The sequence below is a fragment of the Acinetobacter sp. 24-47-47 genome, from assembly GCF_057737035.1.
In genome coordinates, this window is record NZ_CM173216.1 from 402,796 (window position 1) to 418,581 (window position 15,786).

Sequence of the window (15,786 nt, forward strand, 5' to 3'; positions counted from 1 at the left end):
CCATGACTCTGCGTTTAAATACAATTGCACCTGCAGAAGGTGCTAAACGTGATAACCTTCGTTTAGGCCGTGGTATTGGTTCTGGCGTTGGTAAGACTGGTGGCCGTGGTGTCAAAGGTCAAAACTCACGTAAGAGCGGTGGTACTCGTCCAGGTTTTGAGGGTGGTCAAACTGCATTATATCGTCGTCTACCTAAGTTCGGTTTCACTAGTCAATTGGCTTTGAAAACTGCTGAAGTACGTTTGTCTGAACTTAACAAAGTTGAAGGCGATATCGTGTCTCTTGAAACTTTAAAAGCAGCGAACGTTGTACGTAAAGATATGATTCGTGCTCGTATCGTTCTTTCTGGTGAAATCACTCGTGCATTCACTGTTCAAGGTGTTGCATTGACTAAAGGCGCTAAAGCTGCTGTTGAAGCTGCTGGCGGTAAAGTCGAGGAGTAATCGCGAGTGTCTATGTCTCCTAGTTCTACAGGTCATGTTCACATGATGAAAGGTCAACCATTTCACGTTAAATATCGTGAAATTATACGCCGATTAATGTTTTTAATTGGTGCTTTGGTGGTCTTTCGACTAGGAGCGCATATTCCGCTGCCAGGTATTGATAATGTCGCTTTAGAACGTTTCTTTAATGCAAACCAGGGTACTTTCCTTGGTTTGTTTAATATGTTCTCAGGCGGGGCATTGGAACGAATGTCCATTCTTGCGTTGGGGATCATGCCGTATATTTCTGCATCGATTATCGTGCAGTTAATGTCAACGGTTGTTCCTTCGCTGGAAGCATTGAAAAAAGAAGGCGAGCAGGGCAAGCGTAAGATTAACCAATATACGCGTTACGGCACATTATTCCTTGCAATTGTACAAGGTATTGGTATGTGTGCGGGTCTGATCAGTCAAGGGATTACCTTTACTTCAGGTTTAGCATTCTATATTCCTGCATTAACGTCTTTAGTTGCAGGTACCATGTTCTTAATGTGGTTGGGAGAGCAAATTACCGAACGTGGTGTTGGTAATGGGATCTCTATGATCATCTTTGCAGGTATTGTTGCTGGTTTACCAAGTATGGTTGTGCAATCATTTACCCTTGTGGAAAATGGTCAATCAAGTTTAATTGGTATTGCTATATTTGGCTTATTGTCTTTAGCTGTTTTAGCTGCGATTGTGTTTATTGAAAAAGCACAACGTCGTATACCTGTTAACTATGCTCAAAAGCAGCAAGGTCGCCGAGTATTTACTGCACAGCAGACTCACTTACCATTAAAAATAAATATGGCGGGTGTAATTCCAGCAATTTTCGCAAGTTCGTTATTGCTGTTTCCTGCAAGTTTAGGTCAATGGTTAGGTAGTTCTGATCCTAATGCAGGGATCGTTAAGCGTACACTACAAGATTTGGCATTAGTTTTATCGCCTGGACAACCATTATATTTGGTGCTATTCGGTGCGCTTATTATTTTCTTCTGTTATTTTTATACGGCACTAGTTTTCAGTCCTAAAGAAGTATCAGAAAACTTAAAGCGTAGTGGAGCTTATGTACCTGGTATCCGCCCAGGTGAGCAAACTGCTCGTTATTTAGATCATATTCTTAGTCGTTTAACATTTATCGGTTCGATTTATATCACTGTTGTATGTTTAATGCCGATGGTGCTTCAAAGTTCTTTCGGTATTCCATTCCATTTGGGTGGTACATCGCTGTTGATCGTGGTTGTTGTAGTTATGGACTTTATGGCTCAGCTACAGGCACACCTCACATCGCGCCAATATGATAATCAAACACTAATGAGTAAAACGACTGCTCATCCTAAGGGATAAGCGCACTTAGAGGTTTCATCATGAAAGTTCAAGCTTCTGTAAAGAAAATTTGTGGTAGCTGTAAAGTTATCCGTCGTAATGGGGTAATCCGCGTGATTTGTAGCGCTGAACCTCGTCATAAGCAGCGTCAAGGTTAATCTGATCAAGACCTGTTGATTTCAGTAGGCTAATTAGGTTATTATCCGCCCCTCAAAGATTTTGTGGGGCGGTTGATTATCTCTACTGCCTTTTTGGAGAAAGTGAATGGCTCGTATTGCCGGTGTAAACATTCCGGATAACAAGCATGCTGTTATCTCTCTTACGTATATCTTTGGTATTGGTCGCCATACTGCTAAGCAAATCTTAGCTGCAACTGGTATTGCACCAACTACTAAGATCCGTGAATTAGATGACGCTCAGCTTGATGCGATTCGTGCAGAAGTTGCTAAGGTTCCGACCGAAGGTGACTTACGTCGCGAAATTTCCATGAACATTAAACGTTTAATGGATTTAGGCTGCTACCGCGGTCTTCGTCATCGTCGCAGCTTGCCTGTCCGCGGACAACGCACCAAAACTAACGCACGTACCCGTAAAGGTCCGCGCAAACCTATTAAGAAATAAGATTTCTGGAAGCTAAAAGATGGCTAAAGATACTCGCACACGCAAGAAGGTCACTCGTACCGTCTCTGAAGGTGTTGCACACATTCACGCTTCTTTTAATAACACCATTGTGACTATTACCGATCGTCAAGGTAATGCACTGGCTTGGGCCACTTCAGGTGGACAAGGCTTCCGTGGATCACGTAAATCAACTCCGTTTGCTGCTCAGGTAGCTGCTGAAGTTGCTGGTAAAGCTGCTTTAGATTACGGTTTGAAAAACTTGGACGTCCTTGTTAAAGGTCCTGGTCCAGGTCGTGAATCTGCGGTTCGTGCTTTAGGTGCAGTGGGTTATAAAATTAATAGCATTACCGATGTGACTCCAATTCCTCACAACGGTTGCCGTCCACCTAAAAAACGTCGCGTGTAAGGAGAAACATTCATGGCTCGTTATATTGGTCCAAAATGCAAACTCTCTCGCCGCGAAGGGACAGACCTGCAACTTAAATCAGGCGTTAAACCGTTTGATGTTAAGACAAAAAAACATGCTAAAGCTCCTGGCCAACATGGTGGAGCTCGTGGTGGTAAACAATCAGAGTACTCACTACAATTACGTGAAAAACAAAAAGTACGTCGTATGTACGGTGTTTTAGAACGTCAATTTAGTAACTACTATAAAGAAGCTGCTCGTGTTAAAGGCGCAACAGGTGAAAACTTGTTGAAATTGCTTGAAAGCCGTTTAGATAACGTTGTTTATCGTATGGGCTTTGGTTCTACACGTGCAGAAGCTCGTCAGCTTGTATCTCACCGTTCAATCACTTTAAATGGTCGTCGTGTTAACATCGCGTCAATCCAAGTTAAAGCTGGTGACGTGATTGCAGTACACGAAGGCGCTAAACAACAATTACGTATTAAAAACGCAATTGAATTGGCTGCTCAACGTGGAACTCCTTCTTGGATGGAAGTTGACCATTCTAAATTAGAAGGTACATTCAAATCTGCACCTGATCGTTCTGATTTACCTGCTGAAATCAACGAAAGCTTGATTGTTGAATTGTATTCTAAATAATCCTTGAGGTAGCAATAATGACGCGTACTGCAAACGAGTTTCTAACTCCGCAAGCGATCAAGGTCGAAGCGGCAAGCGGGACCTCGGCAAAAGTGATTCTAGAACCTTTAGAGCGTGGCTTTGGTCATACTCTAGGTAATGCTTTACGTCGCATTCTTTTATCATCTTTACCTGGCGCTGCTGTGGTTGAAGTTGAGATTGAAGGCGTCGAGCACGAGTACAGTACTTTAGAAGGCTTGCAGCAGGACATCGTCGAGCTCTTGCTGAACCTTAAAGGATTGTCTATTAAGCTGTTCGATCAAAATGAAGCATATTTGACATTAGAGAAACAAGGTCCTGGCGATGTAACTGCCGCTGATCTTCGTTTACCTCACAATGTTGAAGTGGTTAACCCTGAACATTTGATCGGCACGTTAAGTGCTTCAGGCTCATTGAAAATGCGCTTGAAAGTTGTTCAAGGTCGTGGTTATGAGACTTCTGATTCTCGCTTCCCAGAAGGTGAAACTCGCCCAGTGGGACGTTTACAATTAGATGCGTCTTATAGCCCGATTAAACGTGTTTCTTACACAGTTGAAAATGCTCGTGTAGAACAACGTACAGACCTTGACAAGTTGGTCATTGATCTTGAAACAAACGGGACTGTTGATCCTGAAGAAGCGATCCGTAAAGCGGCAACAATCTTGCAACAACAAATTGCAATCTTTGTTGATCTTCAGAAAGATCAAGCTCCAGTTGCTCAAGAACCTCGTGAAGAAGTTGACCCAATCTTGCTTCGTCCAGTAGATGATCTAGAGCTTACTGTTCGTTCTGCTAACTGTTTGAAAGCAGAAAATATTTACTACATTGGTGATCTTGTTCAACGTACTGAGGTTGAGTTGTTAAAAACTCCTAACTTAGGTAAAAAATCGTTGACTGAGATCAAAGATGTTCTGGCTTCAAAAGGCTTACAACTCGGCATGCGTTTAGAAAACTGGCCACCAGCTAGTTTACGTATGGACGATCGTTTTGCCTATCGTAGTCGTTAATTAAGTAGGACTATCACCATGCGTCATCGTAATAGTGGTGTGAAATTAGGCCGTACAAGCAGTCATCGTAAAGCGATGTTCCAAAACATGGCTAATTCTTTGTTTGAACACGAGTTGATCAAAACAACTGTGCCTAAAGCAAAAGAGTTACGTCGTGTAGCTGAGCCTTTAATCACTTTAGCTAAAGTCGATACAGTAGCAAACCGTCGTTTAGCGTTTGCTCGTACTCGTTCAGCAGCAACTGTTGGTAAATTATTTACCGTTCTTGGCCCTCGTTACAAAGAACGTAACGGCGGTTATCTACGTGTTCTTAAAGCGGGCTTCCGTGCAGGTGATGCTGCACCGATGGCTTACGTTGAGCTAGTAGATCGCGAAGTTAAATAATTTCGTGTAGAACATCGCAAGTTGTTCAAAAAAGGTCGGTTGAATAAACCGGCCTTTTTTTGTCTAACAATTGGCATTACTTGACCTGAATTGATATGTTTTTTGCAACTTTTAGTCAAACTTGACATTGTGTATTGTCAAAAATATGTTTTAATAAAAATGTTCTTATAAAAAGGTTAATAAAAGAAATGGATAAGCAAGTCGATATTCTTATTGTTGGTGCTGGTATCTCTGGAATTGGAATTGCAGCACATTTAATTAAAAATAATCCGAACCGTAAATTTGAAATACTCGAACGTCGTAAAAGTTTCGGTGGAACGTGGGATTTGTTTAAATACCCAGGTATTCGCTCCGACTCAGATATGTCTACTTTTGGCTACAATTTTAAGCCATGGCGTAAAGCGAATGTGCTTGCAGATGGCGCTTCGATTAAAGGTTACTTGGGCGAAGTTGTTAGTGAGTACAATATTAAAGAAAAAATTCATTTTGAACATCGTGTCCTTTCAGCGAATTACGATACTTCAATTAAAAAATGGATTGTAGAAATCGAAGATCAAAATGAAAAGAAACAAACTTGGCAAGCTAATTTCGTCTTAGGATGTACAGGCTATTATAACTACGATCAAGGTTTCCAACCTGATTTTCCAAATCAAGATAAATTTAAAGGTCAATTGATTCATCCACAATTTTGGCCTGAAAATTTAGATTATACCGGTAAGAAAGTAGTTATCATTGGTAGTGGAGCAACTGCAATCACTTTAGTACCAGCAATGGCAAAAGGTGGGGCTGGGCATGTAACAATGTTACAACGTTCACCAACGTATATTGCTTCAATTCCTTCGATTGATTTTGTTTATGACAAAACACGTAAATTTATGACAGAGGACATGGCATATAAGTTCACGCGTGCTCGTAATATCGGAATGCAACGTGCGATTTTTGCTTTGTCAAAAAAACAACCTCAACTTGTTCGCAAGTTACTTCTTAAATCTATTGAAATGCAGTTGAAAGGTAAAGTGGATATGAAGCACTTTACCCCAAGTTACAATCCTTGGGATCAACGTTTATGTGTAGTGCCAGACGGTGATTTATTCAAAATTTTACGTAGTGGTAAAGCAAGTGTTGAAACAGATCATATTGAATCCTTCACTGAAAATGGTATTCAATTAAAATCTGGTAAACACTTAGATGCAGATATCATTGTTTCTGCAACTGGTCTAGAAATTCAAATTATGGGCGGTATCAAAGCGACTGTTGATGGTCAGCCGATCAAGACTAGCGAACATATGCTTTATAATGGTGTGATGGTAAGTGATGTACCAAATATGGCGATGGTTATTGGTTATGTGAACGCGTCATGGACCTTAAAAGTAGATGTCGTTGCTGATTATATTTGCCGTTTATTCAAATATATGGATCAGAACGGTTATGATGAAGTTGTCGCACCAACTGACCATTCTGCAATGCTCGATGAAACAGTTATGGGTGAAATGTCATCAGGTTATATCGCGCGAGCGGCTGATCAACTTCCAAAACAAGGTACTAAGGCACCTTGGATGGCAACGCATAACTATTTAGCTGATCGTAAAGATCTCAAAAATGCGACTTTTAACGATGGTATTTTAAAATTTTCGAAGGCTCCCGCACAGTCTGTAAAAAAGCCTAAATTAGTATCTTAATGAATAGCTATTAAAATAAAAAAGGAAGCGAAAGCTTCCTTTTTCTATTTATAAAGAACGTGATATGAGTTCTTTCATGATTTCATTGGTGCCTGCATATATACGATTTGCACGGTTATCAATATATGCGCGTGCAATAGGGTATTCAAGCATGAAGCCATAGCCACCATGTAACTGCAAGCATTCATCGACGACTTTAGAGAACATATCAGAAATTTTATATTTTGCAGCTGCGGCCGCATCTACACCTAACGTACCCTCAAGTTGTAATTCCATACAACGATCTAAATAAGAACGACAGAAGTCTATTTCAGTTCGAAGTTCTGCTAGCTTAAAACGTGTATTTTGAAATGCACCAATTGGCTTACCAAATGCTTTACGATCTTTTGTATATTGTACTGTGTGCGCAAAGGCAGCTTCTGCACCTGCTTGGCAGATGATTGCAACAAGCATACGTTCCCATGCGAGTTCTTTCATAAGCATGATGAAGCCCATGCCTTCCATACCAATTAAATTTTCCTTTGGTACACGAACATTATCAAAGAACAATTCGCAAGTATCTTGTCCTTTCATACCAATTTTATTGAGTGGTTTACCTTTGGTGAATCCTGCTCGATCAGCTTCGACAATGATAAGCGATAAGTTGGCTGAACCTTTATCACTATTACCTGTCTTGCACACAACAATCGCCATGTCACATAGATAACCATTAGTAATAAAAATTTTAGAACCATTGATGACATATTCATCGCCATCTAAAACTGCAGAAGTTCGTACAGCTTGTAAGTCTGAACCTGTACCAGGCTCCGTCATCGCAATGGCAGTGACAACTTCGCCAGAAGCCATTTTAGGGAGCCATTTTTTCTTCTGCTCTTCGTTGGCAAAATTATTCAGGTAGTTCGCAACAATATCCGAATGCAATGAAAAACCAGTTGATGAATCCATTGCATAAGCTTGTTCTTCAATGAGGATCATACTGTAGAGTCGATCTACACCATATCCACCATATTCTTCAGGCATTGTGGTGCACAATAGACCCATTTCACCCGCTTTATTCCATAAGTCACGATCTACATGTTGTTGTTCTTCGTATTTGGCAATATTTGGAACGACTTCTTTTTCATAGAATTTTCGGACAGTATCACGAAAGGCTTCATGTTCTGCATTGAATAATTTTCGAGGCAACATATTAGGAATTGGTCGAATTGCGCCTGATTGCATATTTATATTTCCATAAGTGTTATTAGAATAGCCACAACATAAGAGAGCCTGAACATTGGTGCAATGTGTTGAATGCTCAAAACACAAGAATTGCTGATGAATTTGGTCAATTGATATTTTTAAAACACAAAGCTCATGGCTTCAGTTAAAATGGAATGAACACAGATTAGGGGATAAAAATGTACGATGAATTAACGCTTGAAGAGCGTAAAGTTATCTATCGCGCACGTCGTGGTTTAAAAGAAATTGACGTGTATTTTGATCCTTATGTAAAGCAATACTATTTGCAAGCTGAACCAGAAGAGAAAGCAATGTTTGCTGAACTGGTTGAACAAGAAGATCCTGATTTATTGGATTGGTTTATGGAGGTTTCTGAACCACCTCGACCTGAATTGCGCCAATTTATTCAAAAATTAAAAGATTATGTCCATAATCCATGAGCGTTATTCACTGAAACACAGCCTTTATTCAGCTGTGTTTCACGCTTTCTTTATGTTCATCATGAGTATTACTTTATTAATCAGTATTGAGCTCATTTATGCTTTAAGCAGTATTATATTTATACTGATTATCTGGTGGAGTTTTAGAAAAAAACCACAATTAAGTGAATTACAAAAACTAGACAAAGATTTATGGTCGATTCAAATGACTTCAAATCCAAAAATATACCAAGCAAAACTGACTCGAGTTTTTCATTTTCATTACTTGGTGGTACTCAGTTTTAACGAAAAGAAATTAGATTCTTTGGTGATTTGGAGAGATCAAATAGATGAAAAACAATGGAAAAGCTTGATTACTCATGCAAATTTTGGCTAATTGTTAGACAAAAAGTGCTTTATTTTAAAATTTAAAACATAATAAAAAACAATTATTTAAAAACGTATAGTATGAACAAAAAAATGAATTGTTTGACGAAAATGAAAGAAAATCAAATTGTTAGACAAAAATGCGATGAAATCTAAATTTCTAAAGTACATTAAATATACCAACAGCTAATGAGGAATTTCAAAATGAGCGAAATTCATATGTGGTTGTTTCTAGTGGTTGCTGCTGTTATGGCAATTATAATTGGAAGACTAGGAACTGTGCTGAAGGAACGAATTGAACACCACAACAACGAACAAAATAAACTCTCTTGAGTTTACCATTTAATAAGTAGCATGTGCCGAACCGTCGCAATGCTACTTTTTTTTGCCCAAAATTTTAACAATTCAAAAAATAAGTCAATTATTTCAATTCAGATCAATGACAGACTAATTGTTAATGAAGTGCATTGCTGCACTTTTATTCAGCGATTGCATCTGATATTTTAAATCGCAAGGATGACAAAATTATAAAATTGAGGACAGGAAGTATGTCTAAATTAAAGACTCAAGGTCTTTTCACGGCAATTGCGGTTGTAGCAGCTACAACTTTATCTGGATGTTCATACGTAATCAAAACTGGTGCGAATGCATCACTTGCGTTTAGTGAAAAACACATCTTACCGCCAGTACTCTCAATGGGTGATGTGGATATGGTGTGTAATCAGGGCACAGCTTTGACTCCTGTGATTATGGCGACTAAAGATATGGGTGCTGATCCGACCCGTATGGCAGTTCTTTTATATTCAGCTTCAGGGATGTGCGCAGAAAATCGTGCCTTAGATGCAGAATTAAGATACCTAAGAGCATCAAAAGCAGGTCAAGTGACAGAAGCACAAGATGCGCGTATTGAACAAAAGCGTTGGGCTGCTGTTGCTGCCGAACGTCAATATACGGGTTATCAATTGTTTGCGGAGCGTTGGCAGTCTAAATATAAATATAATTTAGGTGACTCATGTCCAACTATGCGTCGTAATCTTGACCAAACAGTATATCTGTTAGGTATGTTAAGTGGCTTACAAGCGATGACCAATGATATTGCTTCTGGTGGTCAAGTGCATGTTCCTAAAGATATCGCAGCAATTGTTGAACGTGGCATGGTCTGCCTCGATAACAACAAGTTCTGGGGCGTACCGAATGCTACTCGAGCAGTGATTTGGACATTATTACCTGGAGCTGATGCAGGCAAACCAGATCCATACCAAACGCTTAAACAATCTATGCAAATTGGTGAGCAAAAAGGAGTACGCTTATCGCATGCCTTGTATGCTGTTGCAGCACAAGCCAGTGGTGACGATGCAAAAATACGTGATGCATTACGTTCTTATGCTGCTTCACGTGCAGAAGAAGTTCCTGTAAATCCAGAGTTTAAGTTATTGGATAATATGGCAGGACAAATGATTCAAGCGATCTCAGACCGTTATTGGACGGAGAATACAGGTGTTCGAACTGAAGCAGATGGAATGTCGAGCTTCTGGGATGATCAAGCGACCAATGAAGCCGATGATCTTTTCGAGAACACATTAGGCGAATAAGGTTTTTTAATTTTGTTCAAAATTAAAAATGGAGTTATTCAAGAAAAAGAGCTTAAAGCTCTTTTTCTTTTAGGAATACGAAAGATGAAAGATACTATCCTGATTCGAAAAATACTGTTTATTGCATGCTGTATCAGTATTGCTGCTAGTTTGCAGATTTTTCAGGAGTATTTTTTCTATTGGCGTCCTGTATTGGATGAAGAAATTTGGCGAGTATGGACAGCCCACTATGTACATGTGGGCTGGATACACTATGCATTGAATATGGTGGGTTTAGCCTGTCTGCCATTCATCTTCCCATATGTCAAAATTAGGTACATGTTGTACTTGTTGATCGCACTCCCGCCATTAGTTAGTTTAAGTTTTTATTATGTTTATCCTCACGTTGAAGCTTATGCAGGTCTATCAGGGGTACTACATGGTATGTATACGGCTTTGGCAGTTTATTTTTTAAAATTTGAAAAAGAACGTAAATTCTCGCTGCTTGTATTAGCTTTAATCACGGGCAAAATTTTGTGGGAAAATATCTTTGGTTCTCTCGATACTGCGCAAATGATTGGTAGCCCAGTATTGGTTGAAGCACATTTAACAGGTGCAATATGGGGGGCATTACTCAGCATGCTCTTTTTAATTTATCAGCATATCTCCGTGAAGGACACACACATCTCTTAATTCCTCTGATGCTTAATTATCACTTTTTTAATGTGTGATCAGATTCAAATCTTTTGCATTTATTTTTTTAAGGTCATATTTGTTTAAAAAAAGAAATACAGTATGGTATAGCCTACTGATTTAGTTGGTTTTTATCTCGCTCTTAAGAGGTGAATTGATGAAAATTGGCATAAATTTAAAAAAAATGGAAAAGTCAGTCATTCTTTTTTAAAAAAAAATCAGTCAGATTCATGTGATAAAAGTGGTAAGGAAATTAGGTAAAGGATTTTGCCTAAGCCCGAATTAGAAAAGATGAGCTGTACAGGCAATGTATAGCAGTATTAAATAATGGAATAACAATGCAAGAGCCTTCTAAAAAGAGATCTGGGTTAGGTCTACTTAGTTATATATGGACTGAGTGGATATCTGCGTTTACGATTTTGCTTCTACTGTTACTGACGCTCATCATCGGGACAGGAGAAATGATTCACGGGCAGATGTTACGTATAGGTGAAAGTCTATACGGTGACGAAAAAATTGGTATGCAGTATTCATTCTTGCGTGCCGAACCTGAAAAGCCAGTCTGTGATCGAAATCCAAATATTGACCTTTTGGTTCAAAACCAAATGCAAGCCAATGCAAAAGATGAATTTGCAGATATCTTTGGTACAACGTCTGAAGAAGATGTTCGTGCCTCTGTATTGGCTGGTCAACAGTTATGTGAAGAAAAATATGCCTTCTACGATAAATCAATTCAGTATTTAGAAGATAATCCTTCAATACGAACTTACCGAACCATGGAAACAACTTTCTTTGGTATTTTCCAATTTGGTACGGAAAATAAGGCAGTTCTATTGATTATCATGGTGGTACTTGCAGCGATAACTGCAACACTTAAAATCCACCACATTGGTCTACGCGGTCCAAGTTCTGTTTTAGATTATCGGGTTTACGCTGTCGCAATGATACTTGCGAACAGTTTCTTAACCAGTTCAGCGATCAGTCAGTATAGATCTGTATTGAACTCTGGTGTTCCGCCAACCAGTGAGATGACAATCATCTATTGGTTATGGATAATCTTGTTCAGTACACTGACATTAATTAGTTTGTACCAATTGTTCCGTGTACCAGAAAATGCGAAGCCAGGTGGTACGATTGGCATGGCATTATTGTCAGTCCCACTTTATGCCTATATGGCGATCACAACAGGATTTAACTTTACCTTTGTGATGGACTATCCAATGGGTCAAGGGATTTATTTAGGGCAGCTGGTTGAGTTCTCTACCATTTTCCTTAATTTATCACTGTTCATTTGGGCAGGTATGCTGCTAAAGCAGACCTTGATTGTTGATAAATTCCTAAACATTTTACGTCCATGGAATCTAGCGCCTGAAACGCTTACCTGGTTAATCTTACTTGCTGCTGCATTACCTACAGCTTATACAGGTGCATCAGGTATTTTTGTAATCGCTGCAGGTGCGATCATTTATAAAGAAGTTTGGAATGCGGGCGGACGCCGTCAATTCGCTTTGGCTACGGCTGCAATGTCAGGTTCGCTTGGTGTGGTACTCCGTCCATGTCTATTGATTGTTGTTGTTGCATCGCTGAACAAAGAAGTGACGACTGACTTGTTATACCAATATGGTATTGGTGTTTTCCTCATCACTTCAACTTTGTTCTTATTGATTTCACTGTTCTTTGCTGAGCAAAAATTCCGTATTGCAGCGCCATCAGTTGCATTCCCGAATTCAGCTAAGGCATTAGTGGCAGTAGTTCCTTATGTGATCGTATTCCTGATTGTGTGGGCATTCTACAAGTATGCGTTAAATACCAACTTGAATGAGTTTACTGCACCAGTCATGATGCCAATCATCTTACTTGTCATGGTGCTTTATGAAAAATTACGTCATGAACCAGCACCGCTCGCACCAGTAGGACATTGGGATACGACATTAAGCCATACTTCGGTTGAACAAGAAGCAGCTAAGGCGCGAGTGTCAGCATCTGAAATTGCAGCACAGGATAGTCCAGACAATCCTGCACGTAAAGTGAGTTTCTGGAAGTCAATTCATGTATCTGCAAGTGAAACAGTCGGACATATCGGGGCGCTTGTGATCTTAATGGCATTGTCTGTCAGCGTTGGTGGATACTTAGAGCGTATCGAGTTGATGGAACACTTCCCAACGGATATTGAAAATATCTATATCGTGATTACCTTGATCGTATGTCTCATGGTATTCGTCGGGATGATTATGGATCCGTTTGGTGCTGTCATCTTAATTTCAGCAACAGTTGCTCCTGTCGCCTACGCTTATGGTATAGATCCTGTTCACTTCTGGATGATTGCTTTAATTGGTTTCGAATTGGGTTATGTATCACCTCCAGTTGCACTCAATCACTTGCTCGCAAGGCAGTCGATTGGTGATGAAGAGGTGGCTGCTGCCGATGCAGAAGTGAAAGATAAAACGTTCTACTACAAATACGAACGTTGGATTCTTCCTCTGATTGTGATGATTCCAGCTATGTTAATTATCGCCTATGTACCTTATATCTTTAAGTTATTTGGTTGGTATCAATAATTAAATAAAATAAGCACCTTCGGGTGCTTATTTTTTAATGAATTTACAATAAAGCCAGCTCTATAGAGCTGGCTTTATTGACTTTAAGCATCTTAATTTCTTGGACTAGGTTTAAATTGAATAACACCAATTTCGTCTGCAACCTCAGGCATTTGAGGTTCGTCAATGTGTGTCGGACGATTTTCAGAATAGTTGCATTCAATACATTCGATCCATTCTGAATCACCTGAAGTGAGCATGACAATACGATCCATAGCTTCACATTTCGGACATTTTGCACCTGCAATGAAACGACGTTTGATCGACATAATGACTCTCACCTTCAAAAATTAGTAGCGTAGTTTAAGCAGTTTTAGTGTCATTCGTCCAACCTTGATGGCGTAATAATGCATCAATTTTAGGCTCACGACCTCTAAATTTAACAAAGGCATCAAGCGCTGTATCTTTACCGCCTACAGCCAGCACTGCCTTGCGGAAAGCAAGTCCAGTCTCTTGGTTGAAGATCCCTTCTTGTTCAAAGCGATCGAATGCATCACTTGCTAAAACTTCAGCCCATTTGTAAGAGTAGTAGCCTGCGGCATAACCCCCTGCGAAAATATGGCTAAAACTATTTTGGAATCGGTTGTATGGTGCTGTAGGGAGAACAGCATATTGTTCACGAATTTCGTTTAAGGATTGTTGAATACCTGTTGCATCTAAAGCAGGAGATTGTTTATGTATATTCAAATCAAACATGGCAAACTCAAGCTGTCGAAGGGTTTGCATGCCTGATTGGAAAAATCTCGCATCCAAAAGAGACTTAAGGAGTTCTTCAGGTAACGGTGTTTTGGTTTCAATGTGTTGGCTGATTAAAGCCAAGCTTTCATTATCCCAAGTCCAGAATTCCATAAACTGACTTGGCAGCTCGACGGCATCCCAAGCGACACCATGTGTGCCTGCTACAGAGATATGATCTACTTCTGTGAGCATATGATGCAGACCATGTCCAAACTCATGGAAAAGAGTAACGACTTCATCATGTGTCAAAAGCGCAGATTGTTGACCAATCGGTGGTGTAAAATTACCGACCATGTAACAAATCGGTTTCTGCATGCCATTGTTGGTTTGCATACGTGAGCGGAATCCGCTCATCCATGCTCCACCACGTTTCCCACTTCTAGCGTACAAGTCAAAATAGAATCCACCTATGACACTGCCTTGATCTTCAAGCTCATAATATCGTGCATCTGGATGCCATACTGGTGCTTCACGTTCAATGACTTGAATACCATATAAACGCTCCACAATTTTAAATAAACCTTGAATGACGACAGGGGTAGGGAAGTATGGCTTAAGTGCTTCCTGAGACAGATTAAACTGTTGAACTTTGAGTTTTTCCGAGAAATACGTGGTGTCCCAAGGTTGTAGTTCATCTACACCATGAGATTGAGCAATTGCTTTTAATGCCTCAATTTCTTGTAGGGCAGGTTTACGAGCATGTTCTGCCAACTCAATCAGGAATTGATCTACAGCTTCAACACTTGGAGCCATCTTACTTGCCAGTGAATATGCTGCATAATGATCAAAACCTAAAAGTTGAGCCATTTCTTGGCGCAATTTGAGAATTTCTTCCATCACCGCAGTATTGTCATATTCAGGGTGATCTGACTGATCCGACGCTCGCGTGGTATATGCTTTATATAAGGCTTCGCGAAGCTCTCGATTATCTGCGTAAGTCATGATCGCAAGATAAGAAGGGAAATCCAATGTCGCCACGGCTTGATCGAGTTCACGTTGTTGACCGTATTGCTTTAGCAGTTCGATACTGCTCGCAGGTAAACCAGCAAGTTCATCTTCAGTTAATGGTTTGAAATATGATTGTGTGGCATCAAGAACGTGGTTAGAAAAATCTGAAGAAAGCTGCGATAAACGAGCTGATATTTCTGCGTAGCGTTTTTTTGCATCGCCTTCTAGAGCCACGCCTGAGAGTTTAAAGTCTCTAAGTGCAAGTTTAATCGCACTCTGTTGAGCTTCTGGTAAATCCGAAAAAATAGGTGCATCATGCACATGTTGGTAGGTTTGATAGAGCGCAGTATGTTGCCCTAATTGTGTGTAGTATTCACTTAAGCTAGGTAAAAGAGACTGATAAATCTCGCGGGTTTCAGGATTGTTCATCACAGCATTTAAGTGAGACAAAATTCCCCAAGATTCGCTCATTTGGTTTTCTAATTCATCGATTTGATCGAGCACATTTAGTTGTAATTGTACCGTGTCTGGGACTTTCTCGAGTTGGTTTATAAAGTGTTGACCATTTTGAATCGCTTGTTCAATCTGTGCTTTAAGTTGATCAAGTGTAATTTGAGAAAAATCGGGTACAGGCAAAGTTGCCTTTTCTAAAGTCATTCAAGGACCTAATT

17 protein-coding genes are annotated in these 15,786 nt (G+C 39.8%); 14 read left to right on the forward strand and 3 right to left on the reverse strand.

Features of this window, described 5'->3' with window-relative positions:
• Nucleotides 1–2: 2 nt before the first annotated feature.
• The 9 genes from rplO (at nt 3) to AC1M9E_RS01880 (ending at nt 6,541) form a co-directional block, all read left to right on the forward strand.
• A complete protein-coding gene (rplO, locus tag AC1M9E_RS01840; protein WP_179999269.1) occupies nt 3–443 on the forward strand; it encodes a 50S ribosomal protein L15 in 441 nt (146 codons plus the stop codon).
• 45 nt (nt 444–488) lie between these two features.
• Nucleotides 489–1,808, forward strand: a complete 1,320-nt coding sequence (gene secY / locus AC1M9E_RS01845) for a preprotein translocase subunit SecY (RefSeq protein WP_171076742.1) — start codon at nt 489–491, stop codon at nt 1,806–1,808.
• Between the two features lie 20 nt (nt 1,809–1,828).
• Nucleotides 1,829–1,945 (forward strand): 50S ribosomal protein L36, encoded by a 117-nt coding sequence (gene rpmJ / locus AC1M9E_RS01850; RefSeq protein ID WP_000867907.1) that lies wholly within the window; start codon nt 1,829–1,831, stop codon nt 1,943–1,945.
• Between the two features lie 106 nt (nt 1,946–2,051).
• Complete coding sequence (rpsM, locus tag AC1M9E_RS01855; RefSeq protein WP_035265156.1) at nt 2,052–2,408, forward strand: 30S ribosomal protein S13; 357 nt, start codon at nt 2,052–2,054, stop codon at nt 2,406–2,408.
• A 19-nt stretch (nt 2,409–2,427) separates the two neighbouring features.
• Nucleotides 2,428–2,814: a 30S ribosomal protein S11 gene (rpsK, locus tag AC1M9E_RS01860; RefSeq protein ID WP_001040166.1), complete on the forward strand. Its 387-nt coding sequence runs from the start codon at nt 2,428–2,430 to the stop codon at nt 2,812–2,814.
• Between the two features lie 12 nt (nt 2,815–2,826).
• Nucleotides 2,827–3,453, forward strand: a complete 627-nt coding sequence (gene rpsD, locus AC1M9E_RS01865; protein ID WP_035265160.1) for a 30S ribosomal protein S4 — start codon at nt 2,827–2,829, stop codon at nt 3,451–3,453.
• 17 nt (nt 3,454–3,470) lie between these two features.
• On the forward strand, nt 3,471–4,478 hold the full coding sequence (locus AC1M9E_RS01870) for a DNA-directed RNA polymerase subunit alpha (protein ID WP_035265161.1): 1,008 nt from the start codon (nt 3,471–3,473) through the stop codon (nt 4,476–4,478).
• A gap of 18 nt (nt 4,479–4,496) precedes the next feature.
• The gene (rplQ, locus tag AC1M9E_RS01875; RefSeq protein ID WP_034587447.1) at nt 4,497–4,862 is read left to right on the forward strand and encodes a 50S ribosomal protein L17; all 366 of its coding nucleotides are present in this window, start codon (nt 4,497–4,499) and stop codon (nt 4,860–4,862) included.
• A 188-nt stretch (nt 4,863–5,050) separates the two neighbouring features.
• Nucleotides 5,051–6,541 (forward strand): flavin-containing monooxygenase, encoded by a 1,491-nt coding sequence (locus tag AC1M9E_RS01880; protein WP_481597843.1) that lies wholly within the window; start codon nt 5,051–5,053, stop codon nt 6,539–6,541.
• A gap of 48 nt (nt 6,542–6,589) precedes the next feature.
• Here AC1M9E_RS01880 and AC1M9E_RS01885 read toward each other — a convergent pair whose 3' ends face one another.
• Complete coding sequence (locus AC1M9E_RS01885) at nt 6,590–7,762, reverse strand: acyl-CoA dehydrogenase family protein (protein WP_035265167.1); 1,173 nt, start codon at nt 7,760–7,762, stop codon at nt 6,590–6,592.
• A 179-nt stretch (nt 7,763–7,941) separates the two neighbouring features.
• Here AC1M9E_RS01885 and AC1M9E_RS01890 point away from each other — a divergent pair, with 179 nt between their 5' ends.
• From AC1M9E_RS01890 to AC1M9E_RS01910, 5 genes are all read left to right on the forward strand, one after another.
• On the forward strand, nt 7,942–8,202 hold the full coding sequence (locus AC1M9E_RS01890; RefSeq protein ID WP_035265169.1) for an FAD assembly factor SdhE: 261 nt from the start codon (nt 7,942–7,944) through the stop codon (nt 8,200–8,202).
• Nucleotides 8,203–8,263: 61 nt separating this feature from the next.
• A complete protein-coding gene (locus AC1M9E_RS01895; RefSeq protein ID WP_481592038.1) occupies nt 8,264–8,578 on the forward strand; it encodes a hypothetical protein in 315 nt (104 codons plus the stop codon).
• Nucleotides 8,579–9,116: 538 nt separating this feature from the next.
• A complete protein-coding gene (locus tag AC1M9E_RS01900) occupies nt 9,117–10,160 on the forward strand; it encodes a hypothetical protein (protein WP_035265182.1) in 1,044 nt (347 codons plus the stop codon).
• 84 nt (nt 10,161–10,244) lie between these two features.
• Nucleotides 10,245–10,832, forward strand: coding sequence for a rhombosortase (gene rrtA, locus AC1M9E_RS01905; protein WP_481608161.1), 588 nt, complete (start codon nt 10,245–10,247; stop codon nt 10,830–10,832).
• 1,172 nt (nt 10,833–12,004) lie between these two features.
• Nucleotides 12,005–13,390, forward strand: coding sequence for a TRAP transporter large permease subunit (locus AC1M9E_RS01910; protein WP_373687203.1), 1,386 nt, complete (start codon nt 12,005–12,007; stop codon nt 13,388–13,390).
• A gap of 92 nt (nt 13,391–13,482) precedes the next feature.
• Here AC1M9E_RS01910 and AC1M9E_RS01915 read toward each other — a convergent pair whose 3' ends face one another.
• A complete protein-coding gene (locus AC1M9E_RS01915; RefSeq protein WP_481586819.1) occupies nt 13,483–13,692 on the reverse strand; it encodes a YheV family putative zinc ribbon protein in 210 nt (69 codons plus the stop codon).
• Nucleotides 13,693–13,732: 40 nt separating this feature from the next.
• Nucleotides 13,733–15,772 (reverse strand): M3 family metallopeptidase, encoded by a 2,040-nt coding sequence (locus AC1M9E_RS01920; RefSeq protein ID WP_481608162.1) that lies wholly within the window; start codon nt 15,770–15,772, stop codon nt 13,733–13,735.
• Nucleotides 15,773–15,786 lie beyond the last annotated feature (14 nt).

Bases quoted from the DNA above. Each gene is read 5' to 3' on its own strand.
- AC1M9E_RS01920 (WP_481608162.1), bottom strand. From the start codon at position 15,772: ATGACTTTAGAAAAGGCAACTTTGCCTGTACCCGATTTTTCTCAAATT.
- rpmJ (WP_000867907.1), top strand. From the start codon at position 1,829: ATGAAAGTTCAAGCTTCTGTAAAGAAAATTTGTGGTAGCTGTAAAGTT.
- rplQ (WP_034587447.1), top strand. From the start codon at position 4,497: ATGCGTCATCGTAATAGTGGTGTGAAATTAGGCCGTACAAGCAGTCAT.
- AC1M9E_RS01900 (WP_035265182.1), top strand. From the start codon at position 9,117: ATGTCTAAATTAAAGACTCAAGGTCTTTTCACGGCAATTGCGGTTGTA.
- AC1M9E_RS01880 (WP_481597843.1), top strand. From the start codon at position 5,051: ATGGATAAGCAAGTCGATATTCTTATTGTTGGTGCTGGTATCTCTGGA.
- secY (WP_171076742.1), top strand. From the start codon at position 489: ATGAAAGGTCAACCATTTCACGTTAAATATCGTGAAATTATACGCCGA.
- AC1M9E_RS01895 (WP_481592038.1), top strand. From the start codon at position 8,264: ATGAGTATTACTTTATTAATCAGTATTGAGCTCATTTATGCTTTAAGC.
- rpsK (WP_001040166.1), top strand. From the start codon at position 2,428: ATGGCTAAAGATACTCGCACACGCAAGAAGGTCACTCGTACCGTCTCT.
- rrtA (WP_481608161.1), top strand. From the start codon at position 10,245: ATGAAAGATACTATCCTGATTCGAAAAATACTGTTTATTGCATGCTGT.
- AC1M9E_RS01885 (WP_035265167.1), bottom strand. From the start codon at position 7,762: ATGCAATCAGGCGCAATTCGACCAATTCCTAATATGTTGCCTCGAAAA.
- AC1M9E_RS01870 (WP_035265161.1), top strand. From the start codon at position 3,471: ATGACGCGTACTGCAAACGAGTTTCTAACTCCGCAAGCGATCAAGGTC.
- AC1M9E_RS01910 (WP_373687203.1), top strand. From the start codon at position 12,005: ATGGCGATCACAACAGGATTTAACTTTACCTTTGTGATGGACTATCCA.
- rplO (WP_179999269.1), top strand. From the start codon at position 3: ATGACTCTGCGTTTAAATACAATTGCACCTGCAGAAGGTGCTAAACGT.
- rpsM (WP_035265156.1), top strand. From the start codon at position 2,052: ATGGCTCGTATTGCCGGTGTAAACATTCCGGATAACAAGCATGCTGTT.
- rpsD (WP_035265160.1), top strand. From the start codon at position 2,827: ATGGCTCGTTATATTGGTCCAAAATGCAAACTCTCTCGCCGCGAAGGG.
- AC1M9E_RS01890 (WP_035265169.1), top strand. From the start codon at position 7,942: ATGTACGATGAATTAACGCTTGAAGAGCGTAAAGTTATCTATCGCGCA.